Origin of the sequence: Corynebacterium anserum (genome assembly GCF_014262665.1) — a bacterium.
Lineage (GTDB): Bacteria > Actinomycetota > Actinomycetes > Mycobacteriales > Mycobacteriaceae > Corynebacterium > Corynebacterium anserum.
In genome coordinates this window covers 1,625,943-1,648,288 of record NZ_CP046883.1, presented here as the reverse complement: position 1 = coordinate 1,648,288, position 22,346 = coordinate 1,625,943, and the positions used below count along the sequence as shown (strand labels likewise).

The 22,346-nt window shown below is 55.7% G+C and carries 22 protein-coding genes; 14 read left to right on the top strand and 8 right to left on the bottom strand.

Translation table 11 applies throughout. The features are described from left to right. Window positions 1-198 precede the first annotated feature (198 nt). From rpsR to rpmB, 4 genes are read right to left on the bottom strand one after another with little or no spacing between them, the layout of a single operon-like run. A complete protein-coding gene (gene rpsR, locus GP473_RS06875; RefSeq protein WP_186276758.1) occupies window positions 199-447 on the bottom strand; it encodes a 30S ribosomal protein S18 in 249 nt (82 codons plus the stop codon). 15 nt (window positions 448-462) lie between these two features. Continuing rightward, entirely contained in the window at window positions 463-768 is a 306-nt protein-coding gene (rpsN, locus tag GP473_RS06870) for a 30S ribosomal protein S14 (protein WP_185770162.1), read from the bottom strand. Between the two features lie 3 nt (window positions 769-771). Beyond that, window positions 772-936: a 50S ribosomal protein L33 gene (gene rpmG / locus GP473_RS06865; protein ID WP_151903205.1), complete on the bottom strand. Its 165-nt coding sequence runs from the start codon at window positions 934-936 to the stop codon at window positions 772-774. Between the two features lie 3 nt (window positions 937-939). Then, window positions 940-1,176, bottom strand: coding sequence for a 50S ribosomal protein L28 (rpmB, locus tag GP473_RS06860; RefSeq protein ID WP_186276757.1), 237 nt, complete (start codon window positions 1,174-1,176; stop codon window positions 940-942). Window positions 1,177-1,553: 377 nt separating this feature from the next. Here rpmB and GP473_RS06855 point away from each other — a divergent pair, with 377 nt between their 5' ends. From GP473_RS06855 to GP473_RS06840, 4 genes are all read left to right on the top strand, one after another. After that, a complete protein-coding gene (locus GP473_RS06855; RefSeq protein WP_186276756.1) occupies window positions 1,554-1,820 on the top strand; it encodes a type B 50S ribosomal protein L31 in 267 nt (88 codons plus the stop codon). A gap of 20 nt (window positions 1,821-1,840) precedes the next feature. After that, on the top strand, window positions 1,841-2,008 hold the full coding sequence (gene rpmF / locus GP473_RS06850) for a 50S ribosomal protein L32 (protein ID WP_185770159.1): 168 nt from the start codon (window positions 1,841-1,843) through the stop codon (window positions 2,006-2,008). A gap of 348 nt (window positions 2,009-2,356) precedes the next feature. After that, on the top strand, window positions 2,357-3,838 hold the full coding sequence (locus GP473_RS06845) for a trypsin-like peptidase domain-containing protein (protein ID WP_246394740.1): 1,482 nt from the start codon (window positions 2,357-2,359) through the stop codon (window positions 3,836-3,838). A 199-nt stretch (window positions 3,839-4,037) separates the two neighbouring features. Further along, window positions 4,038-4,673 carry a MogA/MoaB family molybdenum cofactor biosynthesis protein gene (locus GP473_RS06840; RefSeq protein WP_185770158.1) on the top strand — a complete coding sequence of 212 codons (636 nt, stop codon included), beginning with the start codon at window positions 4,038-4,040 and terminating at the stop codon, window positions 4,671-4,673. Window positions 4,674-5,062: 389 nt separating this feature from the next. Here the strand turns inward: GP473_RS06840 and mscL are convergent, their stop codons facing one another. Continuing rightward, window positions 5,063-5,542, bottom strand: coding sequence for a large conductance mechanosensitive channel protein MscL (gene mscL, locus GP473_RS06835; RefSeq protein WP_185770157.1), 480 nt, complete (start codon window positions 5,540-5,542; stop codon window positions 5,063-5,065). Between the two features lie 87 nt (window positions 5,543-5,629). Further along, window positions 5,630-6,265 (bottom strand): 5-formyltetrahydrofolate cyclo-ligase, encoded by a 636-nt coding sequence (locus tag GP473_RS06830; RefSeq protein WP_185770156.1) that lies wholly within the window; start codon window positions 6,263-6,265, stop codon window positions 5,630-5,632. Window positions 6,266-6,404: 139 nt separating this feature from the next. Between GP473_RS06830 and GP473_RS06825 the strand changes: the two genes are divergently transcribed. The 6 genes from GP473_RS06825 to GP473_RS06800 all read left to right on the top strand — a co-directional run bounded on the left by GP473_RS06825 (window position 6,405) and on the right by GP473_RS06800 (window position 12,871). Further along, window positions 6,405-7,346, top strand: a complete 942-nt coding sequence (locus GP473_RS06825; protein WP_186276755.1) for a UTP--glucose-1-phosphate uridylyltransferase — start codon at window positions 6,405-6,407, stop codon at window positions 7,344-7,346. A 150-nt stretch (window positions 7,347-7,496) separates the two neighbouring features. Then, window positions 7,497-8,801, top strand: coding sequence for a molybdotransferase-like divisome protein Glp (gene glp, locus GP473_RS06820; protein ID WP_186276754.1), 1,305 nt, complete (start codon window positions 7,497-7,499; stop codon window positions 8,799-8,801). Window positions 8,802-8,892: 91 nt separating this feature from the next. Continuing rightward, window positions 8,893-9,567 (top strand): GNAT family N-acetyltransferase, encoded by a 675-nt coding sequence (locus tag GP473_RS06815; protein WP_390625310.1) that lies wholly within the window; start codon window positions 8,893-8,895, stop codon window positions 9,565-9,567. A gap of 193 nt (window positions 9,568-9,760) precedes the next feature. Beyond that, on the top strand, window positions 9,761-11,293 hold the full coding sequence (gene sepX / locus GP473_RS06810) for a divisome protein SepX/GlpR (RefSeq protein WP_185770153.1): 1,533 nt from the start codon (window positions 9,761-9,763) through the stop codon (window positions 11,291-11,293). A 134-nt stretch (window positions 11,294-11,427) separates the two neighbouring features. Then, window positions 11,428-11,847, top strand: coding sequence for a DoxX family protein (locus GP473_RS06805; RefSeq protein ID WP_185770152.1), 420 nt, complete (start codon window positions 11,428-11,430; stop codon window positions 11,845-11,847). Window positions 11,848-12,049: 202 nt separating this feature from the next. After that, window positions 12,050-12,871 (top strand): zf-HC2 domain-containing protein, encoded by an 822-nt coding sequence (locus tag GP473_RS06800; RefSeq protein ID WP_343061388.1) that lies wholly within the window; start codon window positions 12,050-12,052, stop codon window positions 12,869-12,871. 182 nt (window positions 12,872-13,053) lie between these two features. Here the strand turns inward: GP473_RS06800 and GP473_RS06795 are convergent, their stop codons facing one another. Beyond that, window positions 13,054-14,637 (bottom strand): dolichyl-phosphate-mannose--protein mannosyltransferase, encoded by a 1,584-nt coding sequence (locus GP473_RS06795; RefSeq protein WP_313770438.1) that lies wholly within the window; start codon window positions 14,635-14,637, stop codon window positions 13,054-13,056. 31 nt (window positions 14,638-14,668) lie between these two features. Between GP473_RS06795 and rsmI the strand changes: the two genes are divergently transcribed. Beyond that, window positions 14,669-15,547, top strand: a complete 879-nt coding sequence (gene rsmI / locus GP473_RS06790) for a 16S rRNA (cytidine(1402)-2'-O)-methyltransferase (protein WP_185770149.1) — start codon at window positions 14,669-14,671, stop codon at window positions 15,545-15,547. Between the two features lie 329 nt (window positions 15,548-15,876). Then, window positions 15,877-17,817 (top strand): BCCT family transporter, encoded by a 1,941-nt coding sequence (locus GP473_RS06785; RefSeq protein WP_185770148.1) that lies wholly within the window; start codon window positions 15,877-15,879, stop codon window positions 17,815-17,817. A gap of 114 nt (window positions 17,818-17,931) precedes the next feature. Here the strand turns inward: GP473_RS06785 and GP473_RS06780 are convergent, their stop codons facing one another. Then, complete coding sequence (locus tag GP473_RS06780) at window positions 17,932-18,396, bottom strand: RrF2 family transcriptional regulator (protein ID WP_185770147.1); 465 nt, start codon at window positions 18,394-18,396, stop codon at window positions 17,932-17,934. Window positions 18,397-19,113: 717 nt separating this feature from the next. Here GP473_RS06780 and metG point away from each other — a divergent pair. Next, the gene (gene metG / locus GP473_RS06775; RefSeq protein ID WP_185770146.1) at window positions 19,114-20,952 is read left to right on the top strand and encodes a methionine--tRNA ligase; all 1,839 of its coding nucleotides are present in this window, start codon (window positions 19,114-19,116) and stop codon (window positions 20,950-20,952) included. Window positions 20,953-21,184: 232 nt separating this feature from the next. Then, window positions 21,185-22,045, top strand: coding sequence for a TatD family hydrolase (locus tag GP473_RS06770; RefSeq protein WP_186276753.1), 861 nt, complete (start codon window positions 21,185-21,187; stop codon window positions 22,043-22,045). The last annotated feature ends 301 nt before the right edge of the window (window positions 22,046-22,346 follow it).

The following is a 22,346-nucleotide window of genomic DNA, read 5'->3' as shown; positions in this document are numbered from 1 at the left end:
TCTGAGGTCATGTCGTGTTGGCTGTAACTATCCTAGTGAGTTTTTTATTTCCTGCGACGCCAACTCCTCCCGCTGGGACTGTTGTCTACGTGTACGCCAAAGACCCGCCCCTGGAACTTATGCGGGGGCGGGTCTTTGGAGTGTCTGTTAAACGTCTTAAGAAGCTGCGTGCTGGCCTCGTTGTTACGAGGTCAACAATTAGCGAGCGTTGAATGGAAGCAGAGCCATCTCGCGAGCGTTCTTAATGGCAGTAGCGACTTCACGCTGCTGCTGTGGGGTCAGACCGGTGACGCGGCGAGAGCGGATCTTGCCACGATCGGAGATGAACTTACGTAGCAGAACGTAGTTCTTGTAGTCAACCGTCTCGATGCCTTCGGCCTTGAGAGGGTTCTTCTTTGGGCGGCGGGACTGCTCCATCCGCGCCTTCTTGATGTTATTGCGCTTCATTAGGAATCTTCCCCCTTACCAACTGGACTTACGGACGCCTGGCAGCTCACCGCGGTGAGCCATTTCGCGGACACGGACACGGGACAGGCCGAACTTACGCAGGTAACCGCGTGGACGGCCGTCAGCGGCGTCGCGGTTGCGAACACGGACTGGGGAAGCATTGCGAGGCTGACGGTTCAGCTCCCACTGTGCTTCCATACGGTCCTCGTCAGAGGTGTTTGGGTTCCTGATGATGGCTTTGAGCTCAGCGCGACGCTCCGCATAGCGGGCGACGATTTCCTTGCGCTGCTCGTTCTTAGCGATCTTGGACTTCTTAGCCATAGATTATCGCTCCTCGCGGAATTCGACGTGCTTGCGGGCTACTGGATCGTACTTCTTCAGAGTCATTCGATCCGGGTTGTTGCGCTTGTTCTTACGGGTGACGTAGGTGTAACCGGTGCCAGCCGTAGACTTCAGCTTGATGATTGGGCGAATATCGTTACGTGCCATTTGTTAGATCTTCTCCCCACGGGCTCGGATCTTGGCAACGACAGACTCGATGCCGTCACGGTCAATGGTCTTCAGACCCTTTGTGGACACGTTCAGAGTGATAGAACGGCCCTCAGAAGGCAGGTAGAACGAACGGCGCTGGATGTTTGGGTTCCAGCGGCGGCTCGTGCGGCGGTGCGAGTGGGACACGGATTTACCGAAGCCTGGCTTGCGGCCCGTGACCTGGCAGTATGCCGACATGGGTTTCTCCTTCCGCCTCGCAGTGATGGAGCATCTGATCGATCCTGCTCAGATCGGTTAGACGGGCCGATTGGGCATATCGAGACGCACTGCTGCGTGGCGATGACGTTTACATAGACAACAGCAAGCGATAACCATACAGTGTTTTGGCTCTAATTCCTAATCAGGTTGTATCGAGCTGATTTCAGTTTCATACTGCACGTCTGTAGTATGTTTCGAGTTGTTCATTTCCAACCCAACTCAGGTGCGATCACGCGACGCGCGATCATACATTGACGATCACTCACCGATCGCTTCGGTGATCATCGGTACATCGTCGGATGGATTGTCCACGCTGTGTGAACCGGCCTGATGTAACAACCTTAGGGATTCGAAGTATGAAGAAGGATATCCACCCTGATTACCACCCAGTGGTTTTCAAGGATGCAAGCACTGGTCACAGCTTCTTGACTCGCTCCACCGCTACTTCCGCTCGCACGATCGAGTGGGAAGACGGTAACGAGTATCCACTGATCGTCGTGGACGTAACCAGTGAGTCTCACCCATTCTGGACCGGTGCTCAGCGCGTCATGGACACCGCTGGCCGCGTTGAGAAGTTCCAGCGCCGTTACGGCGCTGTCGCTCGTCGCAAGAAGAAGAACTAATTCAAGGAGGGTAGAAAACAATGGCAGTACCAAAGCGCCGCATGTCCCGTGCGAACACTCACTCTCGCCGTTCCCAGTGGAAGGCTGATAACGTCGCCCTCCAGAAGGTGAAGATCAACGGCCAAGAGGTTCAGATTCCACGTCGTCTGGTGAAGGCTGCACAGCTCGGCTTGGTTGATCTGGACTAGTGCGCCTGAGTGTTGGCTACGCCGGTGAATGATCGTCGCACAGATATCATTTTCCGACTGTCGCCCAGATACTAGTTATCGCCCATATAGTTAGACGCCACCTGGCTTTTCTGCCGGGTGGCGTTTTGCTGTCCCCGCTCAGTTGTGGCTCTCATTGATGGTAGTTGTTTTCCACGTTGTGAGAGCAATACCCGCATGGCAGTGGCGGGGCGTACACGTCTAGACCTCTGCCTGAGAGGTTACTGAAAGAAAACTGAATGCAGTTTAGCGCTGATCCCACCAAACTTGTTGAGACTCCTCAGCCTGTTTGCCAGTATTTCGGTATTTTTAGCGTGGAGAATGAGGAGCATGCACGAAAAGGACAAAGCCATGAATGAGGGAGCCAACGATCAGAACTCCCGTAACCTGCAGTGGAACAAGCACTCAAGCGATTCGGTATATCCGGATTCTCATGGCGCCCAGCGCGGAAATGTACCTGGTCAGCAGACCCCACAAATAGGGCCTAACGCCGGACAGGGTACTGTTCCCAATAACGCGCAGACGCCCCCGCAGAAGAGCAATGGACAGAAACCGCCGCAGAACAACAATGCGCAAACACCACCGCAAAACAGCTACGTGCAGCCACAATCGCCCCACTCAGACGGGGCGCTGAATCCAGGCCAGGCTACTCCGGCCGGACAGGATGGCGTCGCATATGACCACAACGGCAACCCGCTGCAACCGCAAGGTGAAGGCAAAACAAGCAAACGTTGGTCCACACCAGCCGTTGCAGCCCTACTACTGGTGGGGGTTGTCGTAGCAAGCGCTACGACAACTGTGGTCATGAATCATGGCAACGACTCGTCAGTGATCTCAGAAAACGCCACTACTTCCTTTGATACCAAGAGCGATAATGCGGAAGCCAAAGCTGTCCAGCCAGGGAGTACAGAAGACGTCGCTAAACGTGTTCTGCCATCAGTGGTTTCCATCAAAGTGGAGTCTGGCCGCTCGTCGGGCGAAGGTTCCGGGTCTGTTTTCAGCTCGGATGGTCTTATCGTCACTAATAATCACGTGGTCAGTGGTGCAGAGCGCGGAGGCAACATCCAAGTTGTGTTGTACGACGGGCGTACGCTCAAGGCTCGCGTCGTGGCTACCGATCCGCAAACCGACATTGCCGTCATCAAAGCAGAAGGCGTGAGTGATCTGCAGCCAATTCAACTGGGAGATTCCGACGCATTGAACGTGGGCGAGGACGTGGTGGCAGTGGGGTCTCCACTCGGCCTAGCTTCCACGGTGACTACCGGCATCGTGTCGGCAAAAAACCGTCCCGTCCAGGCCTCTGGTGAGGATGGTGGCGAAGCGTCCCTCATCGATGCAATTCAGACCGATGCAGCTATCAATCCGGGCAACTCCGGTGGAGCGCTGGTGGATATGGAAGGCAAGCTCGTGGGTATCCCTTCCGTTATCGCCACCATGGGAGGCAGCATGGGGCAGCAGTCCGGCTCCATTGGCTTGGGTTTTGCTATTCCAGTCAATCAAGCACAGCGTATCGTGCAGGAGCTTATAGACAAGGGAAAGGCTGAGCACCCCATCATTGGAGCGAAGGTAAACACCGCCTCTGATGTAATCGGAGCAGAGATCGTAGACGTGAGTGATGGTAGCCCGGCGGCGGATGCTGGTCTCAAGCGCGGTGATGTGGTGGTCAAAGTTAACGACCGTCCCGTGGATTCCGGCGTGGGACTCATTGCGGCTATTCGCTCCCACAAAGTGGGGGACAAAGTCTCATTAGCCGTGCGTGATGGCGAAAACGGTCCGGAACGTACAGTGGAAATGACACTTGCGGCTGAGTAGTACCGTGACTTGAGTCGGAGACGGGATACACCCGCAGGGGTGATGTGCTTTTCTGGACATAGTGACGCACACAGTCTCCACAGGTTACGGTTACATTCATCACCGTTCATGATGCGGTCTGTATGTGCCACGCTCCCCGGCGTGATGCTGGGGTATGCGGAGGCGCAGGCCGTTACTCGCTTCTTCAGGAGTTCACAGTATGAGCCCGCAACGCTCTCAACAGGGCCACGACACCGTCCACGCTCTACCAAGTATGGATTCAGTCAATCAGGCCGATATCGACCGCCTTGAAGCCCGTGTAGAGGAACCGGACGATGAGCTTTTCCGCGAATTGGATGCTCAGGCTCGCACGGAGAACGCGGCGCCGAAGCAGCCGCTGTTGCACGCGATGGTGGTCATTATTACGGATAATGATGAAGATACCGACCAGTCTGGTGAACTGGTCACAGAGCTGTTGACCGAAGAGAATTTCATCGTGGACGCCCTGGTTCACGTTGAAGCCCGTAAGCCAGCGATACGCAAGGCGATACAGACAGCCGTCGTTGGTGGCGCGGATTTGGTGATTACTGTGGGGGCGACAGGCATGGGACCGCGAGATAAAGCACCGGAGGCGGCAAATGCTGAGATGGATCGCAAGGTGCCCGGCTTAGCTGAGGCATTGCGTTCCTCAGGATTGGCCGCTAACTCTCTCGAGGCGGGTCTTTCCCGCGGGGTAGCGGGTATTTCAGGTTCGACTCTGGTGGTGAACCTGGCTAACACTCGCGGGGCAATTCGCGACGGGATGGCAACCCTGTGTCCGCTGGCTCGCCATGTCATTGCGGACATGAACCGTTGATGGGCAGCGGACTGATTGGTTGTGGTCTCTGAATCGCCCTCTCCACACCGGTTGCGCAGATCGCGCCGCTGTTTTGGCACTCTTGGTGCTGCTCACAGCGAGAATGAGCGAAATGCGGTGTACCGAGTTGATTCCACCATTTTCTCTGCTTCCAGTCTCTCTGGAAGAGAATATAGGCCACCGGAATCACCTGAGGAAGAGGATGCATTCGGCGGTAAGAGCGCTGAGTTCTACCGGGAGCAGATGCCTCCACACTGGGGGCGGACTCTGTAAGCGGACGGAGTTGATAACTGTGACTGGGCAGAGTTAATGACGTTAAAAGCTGTAGCTGGGGAGAGCTCATAGCTGGGGAGAGCTCATAACAGCGCAGAATAGTGAGGCAGATGAGGTTACTCTGCGGAGTGCTTGCCGGATCCATTGGGATCAATGCTGTTGTTCAATGCCGTGGTTGCGGCAGTGTTTGCGCGGTTCACTCCGGTCTGGGCTTGCAGGAGGTCACGGATTTCAGCCAACAGTTCGGTTTCGGTGGCTACAGCCTCTTCAGGGGTGATGCCTTTCCGGCGAGCATTCAATTCTGCCAGCTTGTTCACCGGCATGATCAGGATGAAGTAGATCACGGCGGCAACCATCAGGAAGTTAATGGCTGCTGTGATGACCGTACCGAAGTCCATGAATGTGGAGTGGTTGCCTTCCTTTAAGAAAAAGCCCAGTCCGACGTCAGCGTTACCTCCGAGGGCGGAGATGAGCGGGTTGACGATGCCATTGGTGAAGGCGGTGACGATTGCGGTGAACGCAGAACCCATGACCACTGCGACAGAGAGTTCTACGACGTTGCCGCGCATGATGAATTCTTTAAAACCAGAAAGCATAAAGGTGTCCTTCCTCAAGGGATATGAGAAAACATGTAGTGATAGTGCGGCTTATGTGGTGTTCGACAGTGCGTCTTCATAAAGTCGTCAGCGTCGAATTTTGGTGAGACCGCGTTCCGTCACAACGGAAGTCACACGGAGATCCAGTTCATCGGCTGGAACCTCGGGTATGAATTCCCTGTGATCCACAACCGCCCATACTTCAGTATCGCTGGTTAAATGTGCAAGTGCTCGGTCGTAAAATCCGCCGCCTTGCCCTAACCGCTTGCCGTTGTGGTCGATGGCGAGCGCCGGAATGATGACGACGTCGGCGCTCTCGAGAGAGTTGAAATATGCGTCTCCGACAGGTTCTTCGATTCCCAGAGAACTCGTGCGTGTCTTCCCATCGTGAAGGATCCATTCCAGACGTTGAGCTAAAGTACCGGTTTTTCCAGCGCGTTGAGCCTCTGGGTCTGTAGCGACTCGAGGGAGGATAACTTGCAGGTCAAGCTGGGTAAGAGTAGCGATGAGAGTATGTCCGCCGGGTTCATTTTTCATTGGAAAGTAGGCGGCGACGATGCGAGCGTGACGCTTGCATATTTCTTCCCGAATTGTCTGTTGGATCTGCGCGTCGTTCTGTCGGCGCAGAGAGTCGGGCAGTGATGCACGTGCCGCACGGATTGCTGCCCGCGTGTGGCGCTTTTGAGCGGAAAGTTCCGGTGTGTTATTTGACACATCACTCATTTTTGCACTCCTGAGGGGCCTGGCATGGGCGGCTGAGACGGGGGGTGAGGAAACGGGGATAGTGGAGGCGGTGCTTCGGCCGTGCCACGCAGATCCATGCCTTCACCTATGGAAGGCATGTTAGCGGTACGATCAACACATGACTTCTTCTGACGCCAAAACTCAAGCCTTGCGCACCGTGGTTGTTCCGGCCGCAGGTTTGGGTACCCGTTTTCTGCCCGCTACTAAAACTGTGCCGAAGGAGCTGCTCCCTGTTGTAGAAACGCCAGGAATTGAGCTGATTGCCCGCGAAGCTATTGCCGCAGGCGCAGATCATCTGGCTATCATCACTGCTCCGAAGAAATCGGGGGTGATGGGACATTTTGATACCGACCAGGAGCTCGAAGCCACCCTGGAAAGCCGTGGTAAGGATGAGCAGCTTCGCCGAGTGCGCGGAGTCAACGGTTTGATCAAGGCCATCCCCGTGGAGCAGGAGAAGCCCTTGGGGCTAGGTCATGCGATTAGTTTGGCTGAAGATGTTCTGGGTGACGACGAGGATTGTTTTGCCGTCATGCTTCCCGATGATTTGGTTCTCCCCTTCGGCGTTATGGAGAAGATGGCTGAGATTCGCAAGAAGCACGGCGGGACTGTGCTCTGCGCCTTCGAAGTTCCGCGTGAAGACGTGTTCAACTATGGCGTGTTCGATGTAGAGGACTCCGGCGAGGAGCACGTGAAATGCGTGAAGGGCATGGTGGAGAAACCAGCCGTGGAGGATGCCCCCAGTAATTTTGTCGCAACCGGCCGTTATCTCCTAGACCGCGCTGTTTTCGACGCTTTGCGCCGCACCAAGCCGGGCAAGGGTGGAGAAATTCAGATCACCGACGCAATTGAGCTCATGATTCAAGAGGGTCACCCGGTTCACATCCTGGTTCACGAAGGCGTGCGCCATGACCTCGGAAATCCGGGTGGTTACGTGCGCGCCTGCGTGGATTTTGCGTTACGTAATGATACCTACGGTCCAGGACTGCGCCGCTGGTTGGAGCAGCGCATTAAGGAGGATGACGATAAGAGCTTGGTCAGTGGCCTCGGCTTACCTAGCTAGTGTTTGTATAGTCAGGGAAACTAGTGAGGGGTCTCAGGAACCAAGTCTCCCTACCCCGAATCTTTTGCCACTGACCATTTGACACCTCAAATTTTCACCTCTCATGACCTGCCCGGCGGGTCGCCCCATTAGGAAAGGGAATATCGGCACGTGCGTTCCGTTGAAGAACAACTCGCTCTTATCACGGCCGCGGCCGTGACCCCCGAGCCTGTCCGCATTGCGATCTCGGAGGCTTTGGGCCTGCGTTGCGCAGAACAGGTGGAGGGAACGCGTACACTCCCCGGATTCGACCAAGCGGCTATCGATGGTTTCGCCGTGCGTTCCGTGGATATTCGCCAGACCATCGACATGACACAGCGCGGTCGCACTCAGCATTCCGAGCCGGATGCTCCGGAGGGGCCCGTAGGTCAGGATGTTCGTCCAATGTTGCCGATCGTCGGCGAGGTAACAGCCGGTTCTCATCGCCCGATCCGGTTGCAACCGCGCCAAGCTGTGAGAGTGCACACTGGGGCGCCGCTTCCTACTTTGGCCGACGCAGTTCTTCCCCTGGACTGGGCAGAGGTGCGTGGTCGCAGGCTTGAACCATTGGAAACGCTCAGCGCTGGACAATTCGTCCACCGCAAGGGGTCGGACGTGCAACCCGGTGATGTTGTTGTGGAACAAGGCGCTGTGATTGGGGCAGCTCAGGTGGGGTTGTTGGCTGCTGTTGGGCGCTCCAAGGTCTTGGTATATCCGCGTCCACGCATGTCCATTATGAGCTTTGGCCCAGAGCTGTTGGATATTGACCGTGAGCCCGGTTTGGGTCAGGTCTACGACGTGAATTCTTATGCACTGGCTGCCGCCGGTAGGGAAGCCGGGGCGGAAGTGCAGCGCATAGGCATCATCAGCGGCGAGGCACGACGTTTGAAGGATCAGATTGAGGGGCAGCTTATCCGTTCGGAGGTTGTTGTCATCACTGGGGCGGTGGGCGGTGAAGCCTCTGACCGTTTACGCGACGTACTGAGTGAGATGGGCGATATGGATGTCTCCCGCGTGGCCATGCACCCTGGTTCTGTGATGGGGTTTGGCACACTGGGACCGGACAAGGTACCGACCTTTCTCCTGCCCTCCAATCCATCTGCGGCGCTTGTTGCGTTTGAGGTGATGGTTCGACCACTGGTACAGCTCATCCGCGGTCAGCGCCAGTCAGGTAGGCGGATTATCCAGGCGCGTACTATTGCGTCGATTGAGTCGGCACCGCAGCGCCGCGGCTTCGTCCGTGGTCAGCTCATGCGTGACCGTGAGACTCGCGAATTCTTAGTGGATCCACTCGGAGCATCGAATGGGGGCGGGGAGCCTATGCATTTGCTTGGGAGCCATGGCCAATCAAACTGCCTCATCATTGTTCCCGCGGAAGCATCGCATGTGGCGCCCGGGCAGGTGGTGGACGTCATGTTCCTTTCAAACCGCTCATAGCTCGATGGTCTTCGACCAATCTCCATGTACGCCTTACTGACTCCGTCCTTAATCAGCACATTCCCCATAGAATCCGAGGAATGGAGACCACGTGGTGAGAGACGCCCAACGCCCCGGTTGGCCTGTGTATAGTGCCTCCGTTCGCACACGCGGAGGCGAGGGACCCGATGTTCGCTTACGCTCATTGATGCGCAAAGATGGCAAGCTCTGGCGGCACTACCGCATGGAGGACGAGCGCTTTCTCCGTCCCGTGGAACCAACTGTTATGGGTAGTTGGGAGGCTGCCCATAGCGCGGGACAGTGGCGTCGAGTATGGTCGAACCTTCATTTCCTTGCCCGCCGAGGCCAGTTGGTTCCGGCTGCGATCGAGGTCGACGGGCAGTTTGCTGGGCAGCTAACTCTCGGGAACATTCAGTATGGCGTGGTGTCCACTTGCTGGATTGGGTACTGGGTCTATTCTCCCTTCACAGGAATGGGCGTGGCGAGTGCTGCTGTTGCCCTAGGAGTGGATCATGCGATGGGAAACATGGGATTGCATCGAGTTGAAGCTACGGTCATGGAGGATAACTCGGCATCACGCACGGTGCTAGGGCGGGCGGGATTCCGCGAAGAGGGCTATCTACAGCGCAATTTGCATATCAATGGCCGTTGGCAGGATCACATCCTTATGGCAATCACCAGGGAAGAAGTGTTTACCGCTGAATTCAAAGGTCTGATACCGCGCAAGGTGAGGGCAGGAGAGCTGCAGTTGAGCTCCCTTAATTGACGCGAAGACCACGAGAATGGGAGGCGTGGTGGGGGAAGAGGCGAGAATATGCCATCGCCGATGGGGACGCGGCGCTAAGAAAGATAGTTCGCCACAGTGGTCTACGGCGTGGCAGCACCAATGGTGGAGCCAATGGGGATAATTTTGACTGCGACTACCTTGCTTCCGAAATATGTTGGGAGGACATTTTCAAGTGTCCGGCTCTTTGCTGTTTATCGCCGTCGTGTGGATTGTGTTGCTTGCGCCACTTTTACTGCGTAACCAGTCTCCAGTCCGCAGAACTGCCAAAGCGCTGACGGAGACCCGTGTCCTGCATGAGGGTGGTTCCTCGCTGCAGCCTAAGCGCCGCCTCAAGCCCGCGGAGAGCTTGTATCAAGCATCCGACGACGATGACCTTGAACTCGTGGACGCGGAGCCGGAGTTCTTCCTTATCGACGACGCAGGGGAGAGCCTAAAGACGCTGAAAACCCGCACGCGGAAGTTTGGTCGCAAGCGGAAGGAGACCGAAGAGCAGAAGTCTGAGGAGATGGTCGGTTCCGCAAAGAAACCCGAGAATAAGGCCACTTCCAGCGAGGATGTGAGCGAGGAGGTCATCGAGACAGTAGATGCTGAGATCGTGAGCGAGGAAGCCGGAGGCGATTCTGCCGCCAGCGATGGTCTCTTCACTAGTGGCAACGATGTGAAGGCTCAGCCGAACGAAGCACACGCCGAGGAACCGCACACTATTGCCGACACTATCGATGGCGAGGTTGTGGACGAAGATTCCACTGATGAGACTTCAGAAGTTACCAGCGAAGTAACCGACGGGGCAGAGCAACGAGAGCAAGCATCGGGGACTGTTCGCGCTGAGGACTCGACGAACGGCGACGAGGATCACACCAAGGCCGATGAGGAGGCTCAGGCCGAGGAAGACCATGACGACGAGGATCCTGAGCAAGTCCAGGGTCAGACTAATGCGGCTGAACTGTCGCCAATGCGCCTTGTTGTCGATAGTGACGTGGACGATCAAGCGGAAGGAGACACGACCGCTGAATCCGACGGAGAGATTTTAGGCTCACGCCACACTGAGATTCCTGTTGCCTACTTCCGCGGTTCGGATCTGGATGCCTCCGCCGAGATTGAGGACATCGAACGCGGTGTGGAACAAGGCGAGAAGGAGGCAGCTGCGGCCGAGATCGCCTTGGCAGAGGATCGAAGGCTAAGCGCCGAGTACTCTCGTGACGAGCTAGACGATGAAGACATGCGCTATCTGGAATCACGCCGTGGTCGCGGAGTGTACGATCCCGTTGCCTCTAAGGCTGCGGCGGAACGCCGGCTGAAGCGCCGCAAGCAGGTACTCGCGGTACTGGTGGGCTTGTGCGTTATCTCTCTGATCACTGGAATTCTCGCCGGCGGACTCATGTGGCTTGCACCGGTCTTGGCAGTGGGGATGACTGCCTTGTATCTCTACTTCCTCCGAGTTAATGCCGTCGAAGAAGCGCGTATGCGCCAGCGCCGTATCGCTCGGATGCGGCGTGCTCGTCTTGGCGTGCGCAACACCGAGGACCAAGAGCTGGGCATTCCGGATCGTTTGCGGCGCCCTGGTGCGGTAATCGTGGAATCCGATGATTCAGATCCAGAGTTTGAGCACTTGGAGTACATTCATGGGTCGGATTACTTTGACGACTATGACCACGACGGTGGTCAGGGCTCGCATGCCTCACATACCCGCATCCGTGCGGTATAAGAGAAGTGGGTAGACCTTCACAGGAGGTATGTACGTACTAGGAGACATCAAAGAGCGAGAGACGAGGACGTCTCTCGTTTCCTGTCTTTCCAGACAGTTCTTTCCACACAACGTCACAGCAAGCGAGAGTGATCATGAATAATCCAGCATTGAGGGATGCAGCACTGCTTTTGCTGCGCGTGGTTGCCGGAGTGATCTTCATCGCCCACGGTTGGCACAAAGCATTCGTTTTGGGGATGGATGGCCCGGGTGGTACCACAGAGCTCTACGCCGCTGCAGGGGTGCCGGCGCCGGCGATCATGGCGTGGTTTACCGCCGCGGCAGAGATGCTGGGAGGAGCGCTATTGGTGTTAGGTCTCCTTGCTACCGCATCTGCTGCCGTGCTGGCATTGTTCAGCCTTGTTACTTTGTATTTTTTCCACTGGGGGCATGGTTTTTATGCCGAGGGTTCTGGAATAGAGATGCCTTTGATACTCATCGCAGCGTGTGTGGTCATTGTGGTCTTCGGATCTGGACGAGCCAGCCTCGATCGCGTTTTTTCGCGTTTTTCCTAGGTCGTTAGCGTCCCTCGTGGGTCCAGTAGTGCATGCGGTTCCTTCATTAGTGAATATTTGGCGTCGTTGCTAACTCATGGTTGGTATTTCTCATAGTTGTGGTAAGGGTGAGATAATCTCACAAGCTAAACAACAATCTGAATCTAGCTCAGAGGGTCAGAATTAGGAGTGCGAATCCGTATGAAATAGCGGTTCCATTTCTGTGAAAAATGTAAAGGCGGCTAGCACATTCATGGACTGCGAGAAGATTCGCGCGGCACTTTCCGCACGGCTTGACGGAGAGAACTCCACGCTGCCCGATGAACTCGTGGATGCCCACCTCGAGGGGTGCGAGGACTGCCAGCGGTGGTACGCCACTGTGACCGCCTTGGGGCGTCAGCTCCGGATGACGTCTGCTCCGCCGTGTGCACCATCGATTGCTGGCCAGGAGGCGGCTGCTCGCGTGTTGGGTGCCGCTGAAAGTTTTCCCCAGGTCACGGGGAATCTCCGCGCGCGTCAGCTTCCCCTGCTAGTCTCCCGTATTCTGCTGGCTGTTCTCGCGACTGTGTACATCGGATGGGCGGCAGTGTTGCTTTTCGGTTCCACTGTGGGTGTGGCGGGCGGATCGAACCCGGCTGCGGCGTCGGCGCCTTATGGAGCGTCGAGCGACCCAATGCTGGCTCGTTTTGTTATCGACGCCGCCACTGCCCGTTTTGCACTAGGCGCGGGTTTGGCATGGGCTTGTTTCCGTCCGCGTTCTGCGGGAGCTTTGCTCCCGGTATACCTGGGAATGTGGGCGTTTGGTGCCGGCTTTGCTACCCGTGATGTCGTCCTGGGGCTCATTGAATATTCCAGTGATCTGCCTTCTTTGCTTGGATCCTTGTTCATCCATCTGCTCGCAGTGATCGCGTTATTGGGGTGTTGGCTGGCCCGCATTAATGCGGTGACACCGTTGAGACAATCGTGGCGTTGGCTTACCGCCCGTCCTATGAATTTCTCCGCCACGGATGTGCAACGTAACTCGACGTATCGCCCGGGAGACTAATGTCGGTCGATCAACGAGGTATTCACAGGCAAAGAGAATGAGGTCAGATGCCAAGCACGTCGTCGGGGCGGTGGGGAGCTGACCCCAGTGATCGACCCGTGGTCGGTTAGCGGCAGACCAATGGCAGGAACACCGTTGCCAGGCGCATCGGGAAAATTGCTTTGAGAGAAGCAGGGGCCCTACTAGACCCAGCTGGGGAGCCAAATCCTCGCAGCCCATTCAAACTGGGTTATTTCCACACCAGTGTAAATAGGCCAGAAGAAGAGGAAATTCCACACCACGAGCATAACGTATGCTACAACGATGACGGCGCCGGTGTGGAGCCGAAGGAGCCTCACAGCGCCGTACCTATGCGTGGTTTCCCCTGGCTTTGCCAGCCTCCAGCGCAGGAGTTGCCCCATAGCCAGTGCCAGGGCAATGACTAGAAACGGACTAAGGTTCACGGCATAGAACAAATACATTTGTCGATCTAGCTCGAAAAGCCACGGTATGAACCCTGCGGCAAACCCAGCGAGAGGGATAACCCACGCAAGCTCCCGCCTGATAATTAGCGACCACACACCCCACAGCAGCACGGGAACACACAACCACCATATAGCTGGCGTACCGACAAGCAGAACAATATGCCGAGTTCCATTGTCGCTGGTCCCAGGGTTGTAGTACATGAGGCTACGGGAGCTAATGAGCCACGACCACGGCTTGGACTCCCACGGGTGATAATGCCCTCGGGAATTAGTCAGTTCTGTGTGAAACTTCAGAACAGACCACTGGTAGTAAAAGAAATTCTGTAGAGACTGCGGCAATTTTTGTACGAGTGGCCCACCAGTGAAGCCCTCCGCGTGCCCTGATTCGATGGCATGCCTATACACGGAGGAGTCGTTGGCAAACCATGCGCGGAAACTGAGGAAATACAGAGCTACTGGTATTAAAACGAGAGATGCGAATGCCGGCCAGCAATCCATTATCGCCGCTCCCTGGAACGGTTTGCTTACTCGGTAGCGGTGGCGTCGGTGCCAATCGAGTAGGACGATGACGACGCCAAAAAACGCGAGGTAATACAGACCAGACCATTTGACGGCCAGGCTGCCTCCCAGTGCCACGCCGCAGGCAAAGCGCCACCAGCGAAACCCCATACGTGGTCCAAAGGGGTGGTCCAGGATCCCTCCCCGAGCCCATACCACACGAAAACGCTGCTCCATCTGCTCCCAGTCGCGCACCGCGAAGTACGTAGCCGCAACCACGAACAGAGTTTGCGTGTGATCGAGCATGCCTGAGCGGCCAGTGACAAAGAGAATGCCCTCGCTCAGGGCACAAATCCCAGAGAGCAAGCCAACGGCATCACTACGGGAAATCCGCCGTGCAATCGCCGCGATCAGAACGATCACAGCTACGGACATACACGCAGTAACTATGCGCCAGCCCAGGGGCGTGTAGCCGAACAACCACTGGCCGAAGGCCTGCAGTTGCTTTGCTAATGGCGGGTGCACCACCAGTCCGAAGCCAGGGTTATCCTCGATGCCGCCAACGAAGATGTTGTCCCACCCGCGCAGCATTTGCCATGTTTGTGGCACGTAGTGTTTTTCATCGAAGATCGGTGTGCCTTTATCAGTCGGGCTGTTGAGCAGCGGAAGACGCGTCAGCACCGACATGACTGTGAGCGCCAGGATGATGACCTGCCAACGCGTGAAAGCCAGCCGCCTCGGCCCAGTAGCGGCAGGGGAGGAAGCGGCATGAAGAGCATGCTGTGATGCGGTGGCGGTAGACACGGTGTTTAAGTCTAGTGAGTAGGTTGGTGGCATGGAACATCTGTTGGCTGCGGCGGCTGAACGCCGGCCTCTCCCGTCGGGAGGGATCATTCTTGCTGCAACTCCGCTGGGGGATCCCCTCGACGCCTCCATTCGGCTCATCGATGCACTGGGCAGTGCAGATGTGATCGCTGCGGAAGATACTCGTCGTACTCGTTATCTCGCCGAAGCCCTGGGAGTGGAAATACGGGGGAAAATAGTAAGCAATTTTGATCACAACGAGTCTGAGCGCGCCGGTCAGTTGGTGGATGCTGCGCGCAATGGCCAGCGCGTGCTCGTGGTGACGGACGCGGGGATGCCGAGTGTCTCGGACCCTGGGTTCCCACTGGTTCAGGCCGCTTATGAGGCTGGTATTCCCGTGACGTGTTTGCCCGGGCCGTCCGCCGTGCCGACCAGCCTCGCCCTGTCTGGTCTCGCCGTGGGCCACTTCACATTTATGGGTTTTGCGCCGCGAAAAGAGGGTGCTCGCCGTAAGTTTTTCTCTTCTCTCGTCGACGCCACCATGGCCACCTGCTTCTTTGACTCTCCCCATAGGATCGCGGACACGTTGGAGATCGCGGCTGATGTGTTGGGGGAGGATCGTCCGGCGGCGGTCTGTCGCGAGTTGACGAAGCGCTATGAGGAAGTGAAACGTGGTGGACTCGGTGAGCTTGCGCAATGGGCTGGCGAGGGGCTGAAGGGAGAGATTTCCGTTGTGATCGGGGGAATCAGTGAAAAACAAGCGGTGCCGTCTGTCGGTTCCCTTGTGGACGAGGTGCAGGGGAGGGTCGCTGCGGGTGAGCGGTTGAAAGCGGTGTGTGGCGAGATAGCTGAGCGCGCGGGTGTAAGTAAGCGTGCACTGTACGAGGCAGTATTGGAGGCGCGGTCTTAATTGGATTGATCTGGGAACCCGGCCTTGAGCGGATTATTTTGGGGACCCTGGCCTTGACTGGATTGGTTAGGGATCCCGGCCTTGACTGGACTGGTCAGGTTTGAGTGTTGCTTCCAGATAACCTGGGTGGTTTCTCGTCCGAAGACGTACCGAAAATTAAATAGTTATAGAGATTTGATCTTTGCTCTGTGTTGCGTGATGAATCGCCACCCTATCAGTGCTTATGCCAGATAACGTGGTGTGAAACAGGGGCGAAGTTTCCTCTATTTGTGGTGAAAACTCTTCTTTCCAGCTTGTTTTCCGCAGCTCATCCAACAAGTGTGGAAAAAATGAGTGACGTGAAGAGTACAGAGAGAGAAGTGTCAGCGGAGCACTCTGCACGTGCAGCGGACTCCGCACAGACTGAGACAAGTGAGAAGAATGCTTCGATGAATTGGGCGGTCACCATCTCGGCCGCAGTGTTGGTTTTGGCAGTCGTAGTCTGGGGGCTAACTTCTGCCGACTCTTTCAGTGCCTTTACTGCAAAGGCACTGAACTTCGTTGTGACTGACTTTGGCTGGCTGTTCATGCTGGCAGGTACTGGCTTTGTCGCTTTCATCCTGTTTATTGCGATGAGCAAGTTTGGTCACATCCGCCTCGGCACAGATGATGAACGTCCGGAGTTTTCCACCATCAGCTGGATCTCCATGATGTTTGCTGCTGGAATGGGTATCGGTCTGATGTTCTACGGAACTACCGAGCCCCTGACCTTCTACCGTGACGGCGTGCCAGGGTTCGAGTCGCACGACGAGGCCTCCGCTTTCGCTTCCACAATTTTCCACTGGGGTCTGCACCCATGGGCTCTGTACTGCATCGTGGCTCTAGGCATTGCCTACTCCACATACCGCTTGGGACACAAGCAGCTTCTCTCTGCTGCGTTCATCCCGCTAATCGGACGTAAAGCCGCCGAAGGGCTGCCAGGAACGATCATCGACGTCTTGGCGATTTTTGCCACGGTATTCGGTACTGCTGCGTCGCTGGGTTTGGGCGCTTTACAGATTCGTTCAGGTCTGGATTTCAACGGCTTTGTGCATAACCCCAGTGAGGGCGTGATTCTTCTCATCATTGCCGTTCTGGGCATATGCTTCTTGGTTTCTGCTTTTACCGGTGTGAGCAAGGGGATTCAGTATTTGTCGAACGCGAATATGATCCTGGCCGTGCTGTTAGCCCTGTTCGTGTTTATCGTCGGCCCGACCGTTGTCATTTTGAACTACCTGCCGCAGTCCTTGGGTTCCTACTTATCCCAGTTCTTCACCATGGCTGCTCGCACCACTAACTCAGGCGAAGAAGCCACCAAATGGCTGGATAGCTGGACAATTTTCTATTGGGCATGGTGGACGTCCTGGTCCCCATTCGTGGGCATGTTCCTGGCACGTATTTCCCGTGGCCGCACAGTCCGCGAGTTCGTATTCGTGGTTTTGCTAGTTCCGACGATGGTGTCGGTTATTTGGTTCTCCGTATTCGGTGGAACTGGTATTTTCCTCGAGAAGAATGGCCGTTCTATTTGGGGCGACGGGGATTCCACTCAGCAGCTATTCGCTCTGTTACACGAGCTGCCAGCCGGCACTGTGACCTCTGTGCTTGGCATGCTTTTGCTGGCTACTTTCTTTATTACTTCGGCAGATTCCGCTTCCACCGTGATGGGATCCATGTCGCAGAACGGTGTGTTGGTGGCTAACCGTATGGTTACTGTTTTGTGGGGAGTCTTGACGGCAGTTATTGCGGTGGTCATGCTCACCACGGGTGGTGAGGATGCGCTGTCACATCTACAAAATCTGACGATCATCGCAGCAAGCCCGTTCGTGCTGATCATCATCGGACTGACCATCGCTATTGTGCGAGGTCTATCGAATGATTCGATGTATCTGGCAGAGAAGGAGCAGCGAGCATTCGCTTTGCGGCAAGCTCATGAGAGACGTATCAGCACAGCCCGCAAGGGAACGTGGCAAGTGCGCAAGTTGGACGGGGCTGCGTCGAATGTCGATGGTGAAATCGTGACCGCTGACGGCGACGCTGCACTTCCTGTTCATGAGGTGGAAACAGAGAACGGCACTGTGGATGTAATCAAGGTGGACGATCTCAAGGGCATTGTGGATCAGGCGGAGGCCGCCGCACAGCATGCTACCGATGCCGCGCAGGCAGCCGCTGCTTCTGCCACCCAAGCTGAGGCTGCTGTGGATGTGACCGATAGCGCTCAGGGATCCACGACGGATTCCGCATCGCGTACATAGAGCCGAGACGGCCGCACAAGGAGTCCGAGATGTCCGCCCAAATCAGCTGAGGTGCCCGGCGCTTTCACGCTGCGGGCGCGCTCAAGCCTTGTGTAGGTAAAAGGAGCCGTTACCTCAGCTAGCGGTTTTGAGCATGGCTTCGGTTGGGGCGATATATGCGGGCAGTATATCGGCGATGCTCTTTTGGTCCAGGCAGGAATAAAACTCCTCTTGAGCCTGGGTTAGGGCTGTTTCTAATGGGGAGTTGCTGGAATGTTTGTCCTGTTCTTCGCAATGTGGAGCGTGGATGAAACGGTCGACGGACTCATCTTTTCCTTCTAGCTGTCGGATGAGTTTCCCTAGTGGATAGTTGAGCGCTCCGTCAGCGATGGTAATACCGCCGGTGCGTCCGCGTGAGGATTTCAGGATTCCAATTTCGACTAACCTCGAAGCCAGCTTGGCAACGTGAGTGGGGGATGCCTCAAGCGCAGCGGAGATGTTCGCTGCAGTGAGGCGCTGGGCGCCATCGGATTTCGCTTGTTGATCGGCAAGCTCCATCACAATTTGCAGTCCAAGATTGGTGGATCGAGTGAGATGCATGTTATCTCCTACAAAATCAAGGCTAGAGGGATCTCTAGAAAACTCGCTGGTGAAAACGGTTCAAGGGATGCGATATTGCACTGTACGAACGGCAGATAATCAGCCACTTATGGTGCTTATCTGAGCCGCATTCCGGGGTGGAAACTCAAGAACTGAGGGGTCCAACCGCTTGAAACAAGAGCGACTATACACCACCATTTTTCAATTAAACTTTGATCGCTCGTAATTAATCCAATGTAAACATTCACACCTTTTAACTATCTTCTTATTTGCTGTGGTGATTCGCAACGGTAGTGCTGTAAAACTGTGATAATTCAAGGAAAAAGAGAACCCCACCTGCGAAGAATCTGAGGAGATGTAAAGATATTTGTTTGACAATTCTGGCCTTTATTGACGAAGAGTAAAATTTTCCTGTGAAAGAACTGAGTATTGCTATTAGCTGAAAGAATTGCAGCCATTTCCTGAATGGGGGGAATTTTGCGCTTAAGTTTGCTCCGTCGATAGTCAATGCGGCGTCACGTAAATGTCGGGCAGGGAACCCCGGCTAGTTTCGGCTAGGTAGCGAACGCTGCTTAGGTAGCGAATGTCGGTTGGTCAGAGAACGTTAACGCGGAACTATCCAACGAATGTGGTGCGCAACGGGGAGTGCTCCGAGCGTACGACGGCGAAGACCCCTCAGGTTCTTACTTCAGGACCGTATCTAATACTCTGTTAGTTATGTCGACACGCGTTCTCACCTCAGTTGCTTGGCCGTATGCCAACGGCCCTCGTCACATTGGTCACGTAGCGGGCTTCGGTGTCCCCTCGGATGTTTTCGCCCGGTACCAGCGAATGGTGGGTAACGACGTACTCATGGTCTCCGGAACCGATGAGCATGGCACTCCTCTGCTCGTCCAAGCGGAGAAGGAAGGCGTGAGCGTTCAGGAACTCGCGGATCGTTACAACAGGGTTATTGTCGAAGATCTTGTGGGATTGGGATTGTCTTATGACCTATTTACCCGCACCACAACCCGCAATCACTACGCAGTGGTGCAAGACCTCTTCCGCGGCCTCAACGACAACGGCTATATGGTGAAAGAAACCACCCGTGGGGCAATCAGCCCATCAACCGGGCGAACACTGCCCGATCGTTACATCGAAGGCACCTGCCCCATCTGTGGAGCTACGGATGCGCGTGGCGACCAATGCGATAACTGTGGTAACCAGCTAGACCCAGCTGATCTCATAAACCCACGCTCCAAAATCAACGGTGAGACCCCAGAGTTCGTCGATACCGAGCACTTCATGCTCGACCTTCCAGCCCTAGCTGACGCGCTCAGTGAGTGGTTGAAGGATCGCACAGATTGGCGCCCGAATGTTCTGAAATTTTCTCTGAACCTGCTCAAGGATGTGCGCCCACGCTCCATGACACGCGACATTGACTGGGGTATCCCGGTGCCAATCGAAGGGTGGCAGGACAACAATGCCAAGAAACTCTATGTGTGGTTCGATGCTGTGGTGGGCTACCTCTCGGCTTCCATCGAATGGGCGTGGCGTACAGGCGACCCAGAAGCATGGCGTCAGTGGTGGAATGATCCAGAAGCCGTGTCCTATTACTTCATGGGTAAGGACAACATCACGTTCCACTCCCAGATTTGGCCCGCTGAGCTTCTCGGCTACCAGGGAGCAGGCTCGAAGGGTGGCAGTGCCGGCGACCTTGCGCAACCTCAGTTGAACTTGCCGACGGAGGTTGTTTCCTCGGAATTCCTCACCATGTCTGGATCGAAATTTAGCTCGTCAAAGGGTGTCGTGATCTATGTTCGTGACTTCCTGAGAGACTTCGGCCCGGATCCCTTGCGTTACTTCATTGCGATGGCCGGTCCAGAGACAACGGATACTGACTTCACATGGGATGAGTTTGTCCGCCGCATCAACGGCGAGTTGGCAAATGAATGGGGAAACCTGGTCAATCGCACTGTATCCATGGCTTATAAGAACTTTGGAGAGATTCCCGCGCCAGGTGAGTTCACTGCAGAGGATCGCGCATTGTTGGATGAAGCAGCAGCCGCTTTCGATATTGTTGGCCAACACGTTGCGAAATCTCGCTTCAAGGCTGGCATCACTGAGGCCATGCGCATCGCTGGTCGAGCTAACCAGTACATTGCGGCGATGGAGCCGTGGAAGTTGGCGAAGGATGATAGTCAGCGTGAACGGTTAGCAACCGTGTTGTATGTGGCTCTGCAAGTGGTGTCCGATGTCAACACACTACTCACCCCATATCTGCCATTCAGTGCGCAGAAGATTTATGAAACTCTCGGTGGAGAGGATATTTGGGCCGCACAGCCGCAGGTGGTTGAAGTCACGGATAACTCTCCTCGGGTACCTGTTGGCGTCGGTCTGCCAGAAGAGGGGCGTACTTACCCGGTGATTATGGGCAACTACGCCGAACAGAAGGCGACCTGGTCCCGCATTGATTTGGAACCAGGGGTGGCGCTGAGTAAGCCCAAACCTTTGTTCAAGAAACTCGACGCCGAGCTTGCCGAGACTGGCCCCGAGTGGGCTCCAGTTCAGAAGTAGTCTGCTGCTGGTATCCCATGCCGGCGGCATCTTACTCTCCATAAATGGCCGATAGTTCATTGACGCCAGCCGATAGTTTATGGGCGGCGTGACTGCCGTGACCGCGGGAGTGAAATGAGCGCCATAGTGAAGTGAGCGCGGCACATGTGATGATGTGTCGTGAGTAGGGGCTATATGTACAGACTGAATTGCCACATAAGCAAATAGAACTGCAAAAGGTACGGTAGGGGGCATGGCAAAGAAGAACCGTCCTAAGCCCGTACCTCCTCCCGAGTTGAGGCCTCTTTTTGATGCGCACACTCATCTGTATTCGACCGTGAAGAAGATGGGAGAGCAGGTTGCCTCGTACGAGGAAGGCATTCGGGCTCTCATGGCTGAGGCAGATGCTTCCGGCCTGGTCGGCGTGTGTACGGTTGGTGATGGCCTTCCGGAGACTGAACATGCGCTGGAGGCCGCCCATATGCATCCCAATGTGTGGGCGGCGTGCGCCATTCACCCCACGTTGGCTCATACTTTGGACGACGCAGCTAAGCAGCGACTGACGGAGATGTCTCAAGATCCGCGTTGTGTCGCCATTGGGGAGACTGGTTTAGATACCTATTGGATCGGGAAAGATACTGAGACTCCCAGCTTGGAGGTGCAGGAGGAGGCGTTTCGTTGGCACATTGATTTGGCGGTATCATCCGGCAAGGCGCTGATGATTCACAACCGTGAGGCGGACGAGGATCTTCTGCGTGTGCTAGAGGATGCGCCTCGGCCGCAGACCGTGATTTTGCATTGTTTTTCTTCGCCGCTTGAGGTGGCGAAGGAAGCGCTGGGGCGTGGTTACGTGCTCTCCTTCGCGGGAAACTCCACATTCAAGCGCAATGAGGAACTGCGTGAGGCGGCGCGGATAGCGCCGGCAGGGCAGATTTTGGTGGAGACTGATGCTCCCTACATGACTCCCGAGCCCTTCCGTGGTCGCAGAAACGCGCCGAGTTATGTGGGCTATACTGCGTGGGTTTTGGCGGAGGTGCGTGGTCAATCGGAGCGGGAATTTGCTGAGTTGGTGACTGCCAACGCTTGCCGGGTGTATGGAATCCCTTCGCTGTAATTCGTGTCCTGATTGTGACAAAACAAGACTACAGCGAGCGTTGGGTTCTATTGTGCACAGCTGTTAATCACTGTGACTTGATTGTTTGTGCAGCGTGCGCGGTATTTTGTGATCTTTCAGACAATTTTGGCGAGTATTTGGAACTGAAGCCGTTGTTACCGTATTGTGATCAAAGACCGATCGCAGGGCTCACCACATCGATGCCCCGCTACACCATGAAGATTCACCGTCTTTCCTCTAGAGCGCATCACGACTGCGTACCGCGACCCTGAGTAAGGCGGAACCGATAGTGAGAGGCAAT